At 71.5% G+C, this 14,353-nt stretch carries 11 protein-coding genes; 9 read left to right on the forward strand and 2 right to left on the reverse strand.

The window, feature by feature from the left end:
- Positions 1-111: 111 nt before the first annotated feature.
- The 5 genes from ftsE (at position 112) to rpoH (ending at position 4,466) form a co-directional block, all read left to right on the forward strand.
- Complete coding sequence (gene ftsE, locus ACFQZQ_RS05655) at positions 112-798, forward strand: cell division ATP-binding protein FtsE (protein ID WP_386811730.1); 687 nt, start codon at positions 112-114, stop codon at positions 796-798.
- Positions 795-1,799 (forward strand): permease-like cell division protein FtsX, encoded by a 1,005-nt coding sequence (gene ftsX / locus ACFQZQ_RS05660; RefSeq protein ID WP_386811731.1) that lies wholly within the window; start codon positions 795-797, stop codon positions 1,797-1,799. Before ftsE ends, ftsX begins: the two co-directional genes overlap by 4 nt.
- A gap of 31 nt (positions 1,800-1,830) precedes the next feature.
- On the forward strand, positions 1,831-2,679 hold the full coding sequence (locus tag ACFQZQ_RS05665) for a response regulator (protein WP_386811732.1): 849 nt from the start codon (positions 1,831-1,833) through the stop codon (positions 2,677-2,679).
- An 82-nt stretch (positions 2,680-2,761) separates the two neighbouring features.
- Positions 2,762-3,469 (forward strand): uracil-DNA glycosylase, encoded by a 708-nt coding sequence (gene ung, locus ACFQZQ_RS05670; protein ID WP_386811734.1) that lies wholly within the window; start codon positions 2,762-2,764, stop codon positions 3,467-3,469.
- A 118-nt stretch (positions 3,470-3,587) separates the two neighbouring features.
- On the forward strand, positions 3,588-4,466 hold the full coding sequence (gene rpoH, locus ACFQZQ_RS05675) for an RNA polymerase sigma factor RpoH (protein WP_386811735.1): 879 nt from the start codon (positions 3,588-3,590) through the stop codon (positions 4,464-4,466).
- A 186-nt stretch (positions 4,467-4,652) separates the two neighbouring features.
- Here the strand turns inward: rpoH and ACFQZQ_RS05680 are convergent, their stop codons facing one another.
- Positions 4,653-5,948, reverse strand: a complete 1,296-nt coding sequence (locus ACFQZQ_RS05680) for an NAD(P)/FAD-dependent oxidoreductase (protein ID WP_386811737.1) — start codon at positions 5,946-5,948, stop codon at positions 4,653-4,655.
- 68 nt (positions 5,949-6,016) lie between these two features.
- Here ACFQZQ_RS05680 and ACFQZQ_RS05685 point away from each other — a divergent pair, with 68 nt between their 5' ends.
- The 4 genes from ACFQZQ_RS05685 (at position 6,017) to ACFQZQ_RS05700 (ending at position 11,479) form a co-directional block, all read left to right on the forward strand.
- On the forward strand, positions 6,017-7,240 hold the full coding sequence (locus tag ACFQZQ_RS05685) for a metallophosphoesterase (protein WP_386811739.1): 1,224 nt from the start codon (positions 6,017-6,019) through the stop codon (positions 7,238-7,240).
- A 77-nt stretch (positions 7,241-7,317) separates the two neighbouring features.
- Positions 7,318-8,106, forward strand: coding sequence for an NYN domain-containing protein (locus ACFQZQ_RS05690; RefSeq protein WP_386811741.1), 789 nt, complete (start codon positions 7,318-7,320; stop codon positions 8,104-8,106).
- 78 nt (positions 8,107-8,184) lie between these two features.
- The gene (locus ACFQZQ_RS05695; RefSeq protein ID WP_386811742.1) at positions 8,185-8,949 is read left to right on the forward strand and encodes a protein-L-isoaspartate(D-aspartate) O-methyltransferase; all 765 of its coding nucleotides are present in this window, start codon (positions 8,185-8,187) and stop codon (positions 8,947-8,949) included.
- A gap of 73 nt (positions 8,950-9,022) precedes the next feature.
- Positions 9,023-11,479, forward strand: coding sequence for a spermidine synthase (locus ACFQZQ_RS05700; protein ID WP_386811743.1), 2,457 nt, complete (start codon positions 9,023-9,025; stop codon positions 11,477-11,479).
- A 138-nt stretch (positions 11,480-11,617) separates the two neighbouring features.
- Here the strand turns inward: ACFQZQ_RS05700 and ACFQZQ_RS05705 are convergent, their stop codons facing one another.
- Positions 11,618-13,855: a primosomal protein N' gene (locus ACFQZQ_RS05705; RefSeq protein WP_386812545.1), complete on the reverse strand. Its 2,238-nt coding sequence runs from the start codon at positions 13,853-13,855 to the stop codon at positions 11,618-11,620.
- Positions 13,856-14,353 lie beyond the last annotated feature (498 nt).

The following is a 14,353-nucleotide window of genomic DNA, read 5'->3' on the forward strand; positions in this document are numbered from 1 at the left end:
GCGTTTCGATCGACGAATGGCCTGCGCCATTGCGCAATGCCGACTCGTCGCGCTGGCCATCGCCGCCGCCGCCGCCGATACTTGCCCGCAACCTCCACGGCCCGGTCATCGATGAGCGTCCTGCGCTTCGACAATGTCAGCAAGCGGTACTACGGTGGCCACGACGCGCTCAGCGAAGTGAGCTTCGCCGTCGCGCCGGGCGAGATGCTGTTCGTGACCGGCCATTCCGGCGCCGGCAAGAGCACGCTGCTGAAGCTGATCCACCTCAGCGAGCGGCCCAGCCGCGGCGCGGTACTGTTCGGCGAGAAGAACCTGCTCAAGGTGCGCGGCCGCCGCGTCGCGCTGCACCGCCGCGACGTCGGCGTGGTATTCCAGGACCACCGCCTGCTCGCCGACCGCAGCGTCGAGGACAACGTCGGCCTGCCGCTGCTGCTGCGCGGCCTGCGTCGCGGCGACATCGCCAAGCGCGTGCGGGTCACGCTCGACAAGGTCGGGCTGGGCGCGCGCGCGCGCGCCTTGCCCACGCAACTCTCCGCCGGTGAACAGCAACGCGTCGGGATCGCGCGCGCGATCGTCGGCGAGCCGCGCCTGCTGGTCGCCGACGAACCCACCGGCAACCTCGACCCGACCCTGTCGGCGGAGATCCTGGCGCTGTTCGAATCGCTGCCGGGCCTGGGCACCAGCGTGCTGGTGGCCAGCCACGACCTGGCGCTGGTCAAGCGCATGAAGAAGCGCGTGCTGGTGCTCAACCAAGGTCGCCTGGTCGACGACATCGCGCCACAGGACCTGGCCGGATGAACCGCGCAACCGACAACCCGATGCCGTCCCTTGCCGACACCGAGGTTTCGCCGATACCGCCACCGCGCCGAGGTCGATCGGAGCGCCCGCAATCGCGGCTGGGCACCTGGTTCGACCACCACGTCTACAGCCTGGTCGCGAGCCTCGGGCGGATGCTGCGCAAGCCGTGGGCGACCGCGCTGACGGTCGGGGTGATGGCGGTTGCGATCGCGTTGCCGCTGGGGCTGTGGGCGGCGCTTTCCAACGTGCAGCGGTTTGCCGGCGACGTGCAGCAGGCACGCCAGATCAGCGTGTTCCTGAAGCCGCAGGTCGCACTCGACCGCGCGCGCGTGCTCGCCGACACGCTGCGCGCGCGCGCCGACATCGCCCAGGTGGAGCTGCGCACGCCCGAGCAGGGCCTGCTCGAGCTGCGCCAGGCCAGTGGCCTGGGCGAGGCGATCTCGACGCTCGACGGCAACCCGCTGCCGAGCCTGCTGGTGGTCACCCCCAAGGGCGACGAAGCCTTGCTGGCCGCGTCGCTGCAGACCCTGCCCGAGGCCGACCTGGTGCAGCACGACGCCGACTGGCGCGCGCGCCTGGACGGCTGGCTGCGCTTCGGCACGCGCCTGGCGTGGGTGCTGGCGGCGTTGCTCGGACTCGGCGCGCTGCTGGTGGTCGGCAACACCGTGCGCGCCGACATCCAGTCGCGGCGCGAGGAGATCGGCGTGCTGCAGCTGCTCGGCGCGACCGACGGCTTCATCCGTCGGCCGTTCCTGTACCTGGGCGCCTGCTACGGCCTGGTCGCCGGCGCGCTCGCGTTGGGCCTGCTGACCGCGGCCGACGCCGCGCTGCGCGAGCCGCTGCTCGAACTGGCGCGCAGCTACGGCAGCGGTTTCGTGCTGCGCGGCTTCGACCTGCTGCGCGCGGGTGGGGTGGTACTGGGCGCGGGCGCGCTCGGCTGGCTCGGCGCCGGCGTCGTCACCGGCCACTACCTGCGCCAGACCCGGCCGACCCAGACGTGAGCGTTTTGATTCTCACCGTGACCACATCCCCATGACGATCGGCAGCCAGGACCTGCGTCACCTCGCCAACGCCGCGCCGCGGGTGATGGTCGTCGACGGCTCCAAGCTGGTGCGCAAGCTGATCGGCGATGTGGTCGCGCGCGAGGTCGCCAACGTCGTGGTCGTGCAATGCGGCAGCATCGCCGAGGCGCGCGAGGCGCTCGCGCAGGGCGCGGTCGACCTGGTCACCACCGCGTTGGCGTTGCCCGACGGCGACGGCATCGCCTTGGCGCGCGTGGTGCGCGAGGCCTCGGGCCAGGCCTACGTGCCGGTGATCGTGGTCTCCGGCGATGCCCAGGCGCACCTCGAGGCGCGCCGCTTCACCGAGGACGTCACCGACTACTTCGACAAGGCGCTCGGCCACAGCGCGCTGGCCGCGTTCATCCGCGGCTACGTGCAGCCGCAGGCGATACCCGGCGCGCGCGTGCTGTACGTCGAGGACAGCCGCGTGGTCGCGCTGGCGACCAAGCGCATGCTCGAGCGCCACCAGGTCAACGTGATGCACTTCGTCGGGGTCGAGGAGGCGCTTGAGTACCTGGAGAGTCATCGCGGCCAGGACGACCCGGGCGCCGACCTGGTGCTGACCGACGTCTACCTCAAGGGCGAACTCAGCGGCCACGACCTGCTCGACCGGCTGCGCAACAATTTCGGCTACGGCAAGCGCCGCCTGCCGGTGCTGGTGATGACCGGCGACGCCAACCCCGACAACCAGAGCGAGCTGCTGCGCGCCGGCGCCAACGACCTGGTGCTCAAGCCGATCGAGGAGCGGCTGCTGGTGACCAAGACGCTGTTCCAGCTGCGGTTGTCGCGCCTGCCCGAGCAGCGCAACCTGGATACCTGAGCGATGCGCGCCTGCAGGGCCGGGCCTGCTCGGCTCGTTGTCGCCACCGCCGAGCGAACTCGGCTTCACAGCGGGACGAGTGATGCCTGACGAGCGCATCAGGCTCGAGCCGTCGTGGAAGGCGCGCGTCGGCGACTACCTCGCGCGCGACGACATGCAGGGGCTGGCCGCGTTCCTGCGCCAGCGCAAGGCCGCGGGCGCGCAGGTCTACCCGCCCGCGGCACGGATCTTCGCCGCGTTCGAGGCCACGCCGTTCGAGGCGACCCAGGTGGTGATCCTCGGCCAGGACCCGTACCACGGCCCCGGCCAGGCGCATGGCCTGTGCTTCTCGGTGCCGCCCGGTGTCGCGGTACCGCCGTCGCTGCTCAACATCTACAAGGAGATCGAGCGCGACCTGGGCATCGCTCGCCCGGACCACGGCTGCCTGCTGCCGTGGGCGCAGCGCGGCGTGCTGCTGCTCAACGCCGTGCTCACGGTCGAGGCCGGCCAGCCCGGCGCGCACCAGGGAAAGGGCTGGGAGGGCTTCACCGACCACGTCGTCGAGACCCTGAACCGCGAGCGCGAGGGCCTGGTGTTCCTGCTCTGGGGCAGCTACGCGCAGGCCAAGGGTCGAGTCATCGATCAGCAAAAGCACCGCGTGCTCAAGGCGCCGCACCCCTCGCCGCTGTCGGCGCACCGCGGTTTCCTCGGCTGCGGGCACTTCTCGGCGGCCAACCAGTACCTGGCCCGCCGCGGCCAGCGGCCGATCGACTGGTCGCTGCCGCCCAGCGCCGCATTGACCCGGCCCTGACAGCGGAACTGCGACGATCTGGTCCCGGTACGCCGGGCCCCGGCGTTCCATGAACGCAACACTGCGGAACTTCCCGACTATTTAGCAGTCATATGGCGCGACTGCTAAGATGACGACCATGACCCAGATTGCCCTTACCAACGCCCTGATCCCCAACAACCTGCCGGTGCCGAGCGCGCTCGGGTCGCTGGACGCGTACATCGGCGCGGTGCACCGCATCCCGGTGTTGAGCGCCGAGGACGAGCAGGCCCTGGCCCGCCGTTTCCACGCCGAGGAAGACCTCAACGCCGCCCGCGAGCTGGTGCATTCGCACCTGCGCTTCGTGGTGCACGTCGCGCGCGGCTACAGCGGCTACGGCCTGCAGATCGGCGACCTGATCCAGGAAGGCAACATCGGCCTGATGAAGGCGGTCAAGCGCTTCGACCCCGACCAGGGCGTGCGCCTGGTGTCGTTCGCGGTGCACTGGATCCGCGCCGAGATGCACGAGTTCATCCTCAAGAACTGGCGCATCGTCAAGGTCGCCACCACCAAGGCGCAGCGCAAGCTGTTCTTCAACCTGCGCCGCAGCAAGAAGCGCCTGGGCTGGATGAACGACGCCGAGGTGACCGCGGTCGCCGCCGACCTCAACGTCTCCAAGCGCGAAGTGCTGGAGATGGAGTCGCGCCTGTCCGGCCGCGACATCGGCTTCGACGCGCCGTCCGACGAGGATGACGACCACGCCCCGCCGTCGCCGGCCGCGTACCTGCGCGCGCACGACGAGGACCCGTCGCAGATGTACGAGCGCGAAGACCAGGAAGACAGCCAGCTGGCACTGCTGCGCGAGGGCCTCTCCGGCCTGGACGCGCGTTCGCGCGACATCGTCAAGCGCCGCTGGCTCGATGCTGACAGCAAGATCACGCTGCAGGAGCTGGCCGACGAGTACGGCGTCAGCGCCGAGCGCATCCGCCAGATCGAGGCGAACGCGCTGAAGAAGATGCGCGCGTTGTTCGCGGCGTAAGCCGGCTGCGGTGGCACACACGCACGGCCCGGGCAACCGGGCCGTTTGCGTTTGCGGCGCGCGGACCGCGTAGGGCGGGTTTCAACCCGCCGTCGCCATACACGGTGCCCGGGAGGGCCGGGTGTCGATCCGTAAATGCGATTCCTCGCAATCTGGCGGCGGCGGGCCGGCAGGCTAAAACCGGCCCTACGGTTCGTCCGCTGCCTCGCGGCCCAGGATGATCCGCGCGTGGCGCTGGTAGCTCCAGTACGCCCAGGTCCAGTTGATCAGCACGATCAGGCGGTTGCGGAAGCCGATCAGGAAGAACACGTGCGCGATCAGCCAGAACCACCATGCCAGCACGCCGGACAGTCTGACGCCGCGCACGTCGACGACCGCGGCCATGCGGCCGATGGTGGCGAGGTTGCCGAAGTCGCGATAGCGGAACGCCGGCGCCGGTTGCCCCGCGAGCCGCGCGCGAACGGCGTGGGCGACGTGCGCGCCCATCTGCTTGGCCGCTGGCGCGACCCCGGGCACCGGCCGGCCGTCCTGCTGCACGCTGGCGAGGTCGCCGGCGACGAACACCTCGGGATGATTAGGGACGCTGAGGTCGGCGCCGACCTGCACGCGCCCGGCGCGGTCGCGTGGGGCATCGAGCAGCGCGCCCAACGGTGATGCGGCCACGCCCGCCGCCCACACCACCGTGCGCGCCGGCACCGGCATGCCATCGCCGAGCACATAGCCGCGGCCGTCGATCGCGCTAACCGGGGTGCCGGTGACCACCTCGACGCCGAGCCGCTCCAATTGCCGCCGCGCCTTGGCCGAGAGCGACTCCGGGAACGAGGCCAGCACCCGCGGCCCGGCTTCGAGCAGGCGGACCCGGGCCTGCGCCGGATCAATGTTGCGGAACTCGTGCTTGAGCGTGTGCCGCGCGATCTCGGCCAGGGTGCCGGCCAGCTCGACCCCGGTCGGGCCGCCGCCGACCACGGCGAAGCTCAGCCACGCCGCGCGCTCGGCCGGGTCGTCGCTGGCCTCGGCGCGTTCGAACGCGAGCAGCAGGCGCCGGCGCAGGGTCAGCGCATCGTCGAGCGTCTTCAGGCCGGGCGCGTGCGCGGCCCATTCGTCGTGGCCGAAGTAGGCGTGGGTCGCGCCGCTGGCGAGCAGCAGATAGTCGTAATCCAGATGGCTGGGGTTCGCGTCAGCGGCCTCCGCCAGCGTGATGCGGCGCGCTGGCGCATCGATCGCGGTGGCCTCGGCCAGCCGCACCTCGACATTGCGCTGCTTGCGCAGGATGTGGCGCAGCGGCGCGGCGATGTCGGGCGCCGACAGGCCCGCGGTCGCGACCTGGTACAGCAGCGGCTGGAACAGGTGGTGGTTGTGGCGGTCGACCAGGGTGATGCGCACCGGCGCGGTGGCCAGCGCGCGCGTCGCCCACAGGCCGGCGAAGCCGCCGCCGACGATGACGACATGGGGAATGACGGCGTCGCCATGCGTTGGATTCAAGCTCACACCCGCGTTGCAAGGCCGAAGCCGGAAGCGCAGATTGTCGCGCATCAGCGAGGAAGGACGGCATGCCACTCGCACGATGGCGCAGGCGGATCGCAGGGGGCGTGGCGGTGCTGGCGGGCACGTTGCTCGTGCTTGCCGGGGTGGCGCTCGGGCCGATGAACCGGGTGCTGCGCGACCGCGATCGCAACGTGGTCCTGCTGGCCTGGGACGACCAGGCAGCGCGGCTGGTGGTGAACGAATCGGTGCACGCGCCGCTGCAGCTGGATGGGCCCTACGTGCGCCGCCTCCGACCCGGGTACGTGGAAGTCATGCGGGTCGTGCGGGGCGGTGACGGCTGGGATGCGGAGCGACGGCTCCTGCACGAGTCGGCGGCCGTTGCAGTCGAGGTCGACAATCCGCCGCGCACGCGCTTCGAGGTCGCGCTGCGCGCGCCGGCGGTGCCGCCGCCGGACGTGGTCGCGCAGCCGGCGAGCCTGCTGCTGCTGTCGGATCTGGACGGCGACTTCGATGCATGGACGGGCCTGCTGCGCGCGCAGGGAGTGATCGACGATCGCCTGCATTGGCGATTCGGTGCCGGCCATGTCGCGATCGCCGGCGACTTCATGGACGAGGGGCCCAACATCCTCCCCCTGCTGTGGCTGCTGTATCGCCTGCAAGGCGAGGCGGAGCAAGCGGGCGGGCGCGTGCACCTGGTGCTGGGCAACCACGAACTGCTGTTGCTCGCCGGCCGCTTCAGGGACGCGCCGCAGCGGCTGTTTGCCAGCCGCGATGCGTTCTTCGACGGCGACAGCCGACGCATGTTCGCCGTCGACACCGTGCTCGGCCAATGGCTGCGTGCGCAGCCGGTGGCGCTCAAGCTGGGCGACACGCTGCTGGTGCACGGCGGGGTCAGCGAGGTGTTTCTCGACGCCGGGCTCGACTTGGCCACGGCGAACCAGCTGGCACGGGCCGAACTGGACGTGGATCGGTCGCGCGTGAGCGCCGCGGCCGCGCCGGTGCTCGGCCGCCAGGGCCTGCCGTGGTACCGGGGCATGGCCGTGCCGCACGACCGCGGGCGCTCGCTCGAGGACGCGCCCTGCGCGCACCTGGACGAAGTGCTGCGTCGCTACCGCGTGCGCCGCGTGGCGATCGGGCACACCCAGGCGCCGCGGGTGATGCTGGAACAGCAAGGGCGGCTGCTGCGCCTGGACGTCGACCATCTGCGGCAAGGCGCGCAAGGGGCGTCGTTGGCGGAAGGACGCTGGTGGCGCGTGGATGCGCGGGGCGGGCGCGAGCCGCTCGACTGAGGCGGCATGTAGGCGCGATCCGCGGCATGCACCGGGCTGCGCTACGCTCGCCGGAAACCGACGCGAGGAGGGTTCCGATGGCCGCAGACGAGAAGCGCATTGCCTTGTTGATCGACGCCGACAACGCGCCGGCGGCGAAGATCGACGTGATCCTGGCCGAGGTCGCGCGCCACGGCGCGGCCAACGTACGCCGCGCCTACGGCAACTGGAAGAGCCAGAACCTGTTCGGCTGGGAGAAGGTGCTGCACGAGTACGCGATCCGGCCGATCCAGCAGTTCGCCTACAGCAGCGGCAAGAACGCGTCCGACATCGCGATGGTGATCGACGCGATGGACCTGCTGTACGCGCGCAACCTCGACGGCTTCGCGATCGTGTCCAGCGATGCCGACTTCACCCCGCTGGTGATGCGGCTGTTGACCGAGGGCGTGAAGGTCTACGGATTCGGCGAGAAGAAGACCCCCGATCCGTTCGTCAACGCCTGTTCCAAGTTCACCTACATCGAGGCGCTCGGGCAGCCCACCAGCGCCGGGCCCGCCGCGGCCACCCCGCCGAAGAGCGCGAAGGAACTGCGCGGCGACACGCGGCTGGTGCAGATGCTGCGCAGCGCAGTCGATTCGGCCAGCGGCGACGACGGCTGGTCGCACCTGGGCTCGGTCGGCAGCCAGGTCAGCAACCAGGCCTCGTTCGACTCGCGCAACTACGGCTATCGCAAGCTCAGCGACCTGATCGAGGCGACCGAGCTGTTCGAGGTCAGGCGCGATAACCAGATCGTGTCGATCCGCGACAAGGCGCGCGCCAAGGCCAAGACGGTGACGCCGCCCAAGCCAGCCAAATCCGCCAAGGCCGCCAAGCCGGCCGAGGGTTGAGGCCGCCGGCGATCCCCGTGCGGGCGTGGCTGCAGCCGTTAGCAAGTGGCTAACGCCCGCCGGCCTAGAATCCGTGGCATGCAGGGCGGTGCCACCATCGCCGGGATTGCGCGACGCAGCGTCATCGTCTTGCTGTGGTCGCTGATGTGCGCGGTATGCCTGCTGCCGTCGCCGACGCACGGAAATGGCGAGACAGGCGCCCAGGCCGCCGCGCGCCGCGCGATGGTGGCCGGCCTGCGCGCCGAAGCGGGAGTGCCCGGCATGCGCACCCATATCGACGATGACGTGCTCGCGGTGCTCGGCAAGGTGCCGCGGCACCGTTTCGTGCCGGCCAACCAGCAGCGCCACGCCTACGAGAACCGGCCACTGTCGATCGGCCAGGGCCAGACCATCTCGCAGCCGTACATCGTGGCGTTGATGACCTCGCTGGTGGCGCCGCAGGCCGGGCAGAAGATCCTCGAGATCGGCACCGGCTCGGGCTACCAGGCCGCGGTGCTGGCCGAGTTCGGCGCGCAGGTGTACACGATCGAGATCATCGACGCGCTCGCGGTGCAGGCGGCGCTGCAACTGCGCCACTACCCGAACGTGCAGACGCGGATCGGCGACGGCTACCACGGCTGGGCCGACGCGGCGCCGTTCGATGCGATCGTGGTCACCGCCGCGGCCGCGTCGATCCCGCCGCCGCTGGTCGCGCAGCTCAAGCCCGGCGGACGCATGGTGATCCCGGTCGGCAGCGTGTTCTTCACCCAGACCCTGATGCTGGTCGAGAAGGACATCGACGGCGACGTGCGCACGCGGCAGGTGCTGCCGGTGCGGTTCGTGCCGTTGACCGGGAAGCACTGAGCACGCTCGACGACGATCGCTTGCAGGAAGACCCTTGGCGGGACGCAGCCAAGCGAGCTCCATCGGATGCGCCATGCCTGAAAGCCGCATGCTCCCGTTCGCGATCGGCCTGCTGTCCGCGGCCGCGCTGGCTTACCAGTTGCTGCTGATGCGCTGGCTGGCGATCGCGCACTGGCATCCGTTCGCGGTGATGATCATCTCGCTCGCGTTGCTCGGGCACGGCGCCAGTGGCACCTGGCTGAGCCTGTGGCTGCGCGGTGCCGCGGGCGAGCGGCTGCAACGCCGGTTCGAGCGCGGCTTCCCGTGGTGCGCGGCGGGGTTCGCGCTCAGCGCGGTGCTGGCGTTGTGGCTGGCACAGACGATCCCGTTCAACGGCCTGGAGCTGGCGTGGAACCCGCGGCAGCTGTTGTGGCTGAGCGCGCTGTACCTGGTGCTGGCGTTGCCGTTCTTCTTCGCGGCCAGCTGTTTCGGGCTGGCGTTCGCGCGGCATGGCGCGCACATCCCGGCGTTGTACGGCGCCGACCTGCTCGGCGCGGGCATCGGTGCGTTGGCGGCGGTCGCGTTGCTGTGGCTGCCGGTGGACCGCGGCCTGGTGCTCGCGGCGGCCTGCGGGCCGATCGCCGCGGCCTTGCTGGTCCGGCGCTGGGCGTCGCAGCTCGGGCTGGTGCTGGTCGCGTTCAGCGTGCTCGCGCTGTGGCCGGCGCGCGTGCTGGCACCCACGCCGAACGAGTTCAAGGGGCTGAGCAAGGCGTTGCTGATGCCCGGCGCGCGCATCCTCGCGCAGCGCCATGGGCCGTACGGCTGGGTGGCGGTGCTTGACAGCCCGCGTATCCCGTTGCGCTACGCGCCTGGTCTCAGTCTGGACAACCACGACGAACTGCCGGCGCAACTGGGCGTGTTCACCGATGGCGATGGGCTGGCGCCGATCACCCGCCGCGGCGACGGCGCGCAGGCGTACCTCGGGCGGATGCTGTCGGCGCTGCCGTACCGCGTGCAGGCGTCGACGAAAACCGGCCCGCGCGTGCTGGTGCTCGGCGCCGGCGGCGGCCAGGAGGTGCTGCAGGCACTCGCGCTGGGCGCGCGCGCGGTGGACGCGGTCGAGCCGAACCCGCAGCGCCTGCGCCTAGTTCGCGACGACTACGCCGCGTTTGCCGGTGACCTTTACCGCGATCCGCGCGTGCGCGTGGTCCACGCCGAGCCGCGTGCGTTCGTGCGCCGCGCGACGCAACGCTACGACCTGATCGTGCTGGCCAGCGGCGAGTCGTTCGCCGGCGGCGGCGCCGGCGTGCAGGCGGCCGCCGAGCAGTACTCGCTCACGGTCGAGGCATGGCGCGACTACCTGTCGCGGCTGGCGCCGGGCGGGATGCTCGCTGCGACGCGCTGGAGCAAGCAGCCGCCGCGCGACGAACTCAAGCTGCTGGCCACCGCGATCGCGGCGCTGCGCGCGCAGGGCCTGGCCGACGCGGACGCGCGCATCATCGCGTTGCGCGGCTGGGATGCGAGCACCTGGCTGGTCAAGCGCGGCCGCTTCGAGACCGGCGAGATCGCGGCCGCGCAGGCGTTTGCCCAAGCCCAAGGCTTCGACCCGGTGCACGTGCCGGGGCTGCGCGGCGTCGCGGGCGAACGCTTCCACCAGCTCGATGGCGCGTACCTGGTCGAGGGCGCGCGGGCATTGCTGTCGCCGCGCGCGGCCGACTACCGGCGCGACTACAAGTTCGCGATCGCGCCGGCCACCGACGACCGCCCATACTTCGGCGATTTCTTCCGCTGGCGCAGCCTGCCCGAGCTGTGGCGGCTGCGCGAGCAGGGCAGTGCGGTGCTGCTCGATTCGGGCACCTTGCTGCTGCTCGCGACCCTGCTGCAGGCGCTGCCGCTGGCGTTGTTGCTGGTGCTGCTGCCGCTGCGCGCGTTGCCGCGCGCACCGTACGACGCTGCCAGCGGGCTGGTCCGCTGGCGCGCGGGCGGCTATTTCCTCGCGCTCGGACTGGCGTTCATGCTGGTCGAGATCGCCACGCTGTCGCGGCTGGCCTTGCTGGTCGGGCACCCGTGGCTTGCCGCGAGCGTCGGCCTGGCCGGGTTCCTGTGCTTCGCCGGCGCGGGCAGCCTGCAGGCGCAACGCTTGCTGGCCCGCGCGGACGCATCGGCGGGCAACGTCGACGCCGAACTGGCCGCGGCAGTGCGGCGCGCGGTGTTCGCGATCGCGCTGGGGCTGTTGTGGCAGCTGGCGGTGTTCGCGGCGGTGCACGAGGTTGGCGCGGGCTGGCCGGTGCCGGCGCGTGCACTGGCGGGCTTGCTCGGCATCGCGCCGCTCGCGGTCGCGATGGGGATGCCGTTTCCACTCGGCCTGGCGCGGCTGGCGCGGAGCGCACCGGCGTGGGTGCCGTGGGCGTGGGGGTTGAACGGCTGCGCATCGGTAATCGCCGCGGTGGCCGCATTGCTGCTGGCGATGCTGGTCGGGCTGCGCGCGACGCTGCTGTGCGCGCTGGCCCTGTACGCGTTCGCGGCGTGGCTGTGGCGCGCGCGTGTGTAGGGCGGGTTTTCAACCCGCCGTGGCCATGCAACGTGTGCCGGGATGCCGGATGTCGATCCGGGGTTGCGGTGCCTCGCAAGTTGGCGGCGACGGGACGGCGGGTTGAAAACCCGCCCTACGCGATCGCGTCGCGTCGCCTCAATAGAGGTCGGTCGGATCGACGTCGAGCGACCAGCGCACCTTGCGCGCCTCGGGCAATGCGTAAATCACCGGCAGCGCGGCATCGAGCGCGGCGTGCAGCGCGCGGCGGTCGGGCGACGACAGCAGCAGCTGCAAGCGCTGGTAGCCGGCGCGGCGCGGCATCGGCGCGGGCAGCGGGCCGTTGAGTTCGAGCTCCCCGCCGGCCGCCTGCAGCGCGGCGCGCGCGGCCTGCAGGAACGCGTTGGCGACATCGGCGTGCTTGGCTTCGGCGCGCATCAACGCCAGGTGCGCGAACGGCGGGAAGCCGGCCTCCTCGCGCTGGACGAGCTCGGCCTGCGCGAACGCGCCATAGCCGCCGGCCAGCAAGGTCATCAGCAACGGGTGCTGCGGGTGATGGGTCTGCAGCAGCACCTGGCCGGGCTTGTCGGCGCGCCCGGCGCGGCCGGCGACCTGGACCAGCAGCTGCGCGAGTTTCTCCGGGGCGCGGAAGTCGGCCGAGAACAGGCCCTCGTCGATCCCGACCACCGCGACCAGGGTCAGGTTCGGCAAGTCGTGGCCCTTGGCCAGCATCTGCGTGCCGACCAGAATCCCGGGATCGCGACCGAACGTGGCCAGCATCCCCTCGAGGGCGTCGCGGCGCTGGGTGGTGCCACGGTCGATGCGCAGCACCGGCACCTCCGGGAACCTCGCGTTGAGCGCTTCCTCGATGCGCTCGGTACCCGCGCCCTGCGACTGCAACGCCAGCCCGCCGCAATCCGGGCAGGCGTTCGGTGCCGGCCGGCGCGCGCCGCAGTGGTGGCACTGCAGGCGGCGCCCGCCGGCGTGCACGGTCATCGGCGTGCCCTGGGTCGGGGTGCTGCAGCGGTTGCATTGCGCGCTCCAGCCGCAGTCGTGGCACAGCAGCACCGGCGCGTAGCCGCGGCGGTTCTTGAACACCAGCACCTGGCCGCCGGCGTCGAGCGCGGCGCCGATCGCGGCCAACAATTCCGGCGACAGCCCGGCTTCGAGGGGGCGCTTGCGCACGTCGACCACGCGCACCGTCGGCGGCACCGCCACGCCGGCGCGCGCGCGCAGCCGCAGGTGGCCGTAGCGTTCGGCCTGCGCGTTCTTCAGCGATTCCAGCGACGGCGTCGCGCTGCCCAGGATGATCGGCACGCGCAGCGCCTTGGCGCGCACCAGCGCGAAGTCGCGGGCGTGGTAGCGCAGCCCGTCGAGCTGCTTGAAGCTGCCGTCGTGCTCCTCGTCGATGACGATCAGCCCGGCATCGGGCAGCGGCAGGAACACCGCCGAGCGGGTGCCGACCACCACCCGCGCCTCGCCGCGCGCGCACGCGGCCCAAGTGCGCGCGCGCTCGCCATCGCCCAGGCCCGAGTGCAGCGCGTGCACCGGCACGCCCAGGCGCGCACGGAAGCGCGCCAGGGTCTGCGGGGTCAGGCCGATCTCGGGCACCAGCACCAGCGCCTGCTTGCCGCGCGCCAGGCAGTCGGCGATCGCGTGCAGGTAGACCTCGGTCTTGCCGCTGCCGGTGACGCCGTCGAGCAGGAACGCCGCGAACCTGCCGCGCGCGGCCAGCACCGCGTCGATCGCGGCCCGCTGCTCGTCGTTGGGAGGCGGCCCCGGTTGCGGGCTCGGCGCAACCCGCGAGGCCGGCACCGCGACGCGTTCGGCCAGGCCGCGCTTAGCCAGCGCCCGGGCGCCGCCGCGCCAGTCGTCGAGGGCGTCGTCCAGCGCCGGTTCGTCGCGCGGCCCGGCGTGCAGCAGCTCGGCCAGCCGCCGCGGCTTGCCCGGGCGCAGGCGTTCGCGCGCGGTGCGGCCGGCCTCGCTGAGCTGCCAGGCCCAGGCGTGGGTATCGGCCAGCGGCTCGCCGTGGCGCAGCAGGGTCGGCAGCGCGGTCGCCAGCACCTCGCCCAGCGGCGCGTGGCTGTAGCGCGCCAGCCAGCGCAGCGAGTCGAGCAGCTCGCCGTGCAGCAAAGGGGTCGGGTCGAGCAGGGCGCTGGCCGGCTTGAGCGTGGCCGGGGCGTCGCTGTCCGCCGCGCCGTCGCCGACACCCTCGGCCAGCACCCCCACGAGCACCTCCACAACCAGCCCGACCAGCTCGCGCGAGCCGAACGGCACCCGCACCCGGCGGCCGATGTCGGCCACCGACGCCGCGTGCCCGGCCGGCGGGCGGTAGTCGAACAGCCGCGCCAAGGGCACCGGCAGGGCGACGCGCCAGACGGGCTGGGGTGACTGAATGGGCGACGCTGGCATGGCCGAGAGTCTAGCGAGGCGAGCCCGCTTGCGGGCCTGCGTCAGTTGCGGGCCATTGCTCGCCATTGCGTGACAAAAGTCACGTAAGTGTCGGAGCCAAAAGAACATTCACGTTTATCCACACGAACTGTGGATAAGTCTGTGCATGCCGCGCCGGCACAACTGCGCGATGACGCTCCAACAAGCGTTGCCGCCATCTTGGTGAAAAAAGTGCCAACGAGGTTATTTCTATATATATCAGTTATTTAGCCGTGAAACACTGCTGTCATGCGGATTTTGGCCGGCGTGAAGAACCCGTAAATGACGGCGGCGTTACTGCTGTGCACAACCGGTTCTGGCGGCAAGCCGCGCCGCGCTTCGCGGAGCAGGATTTCGGGCGATGTCAAGCGGGGTTTTTCCCGGGATTGGCGCGCATGCGGTGGCGTATCCGCGGCGCCGCGGGGGCGGTGCCGTCGGTCGGCCTCGCTATGATGGCCGGCATGC

This window comes from Lysobacter koreensis, assembly GCF_042677045.1.
GTDB lineage: Bacteria > Pseudomonadota > Gammaproteobacteria > Xanthomonadales > Xanthomonadaceae > Lysobacter_K > Lysobacter_K koreensis.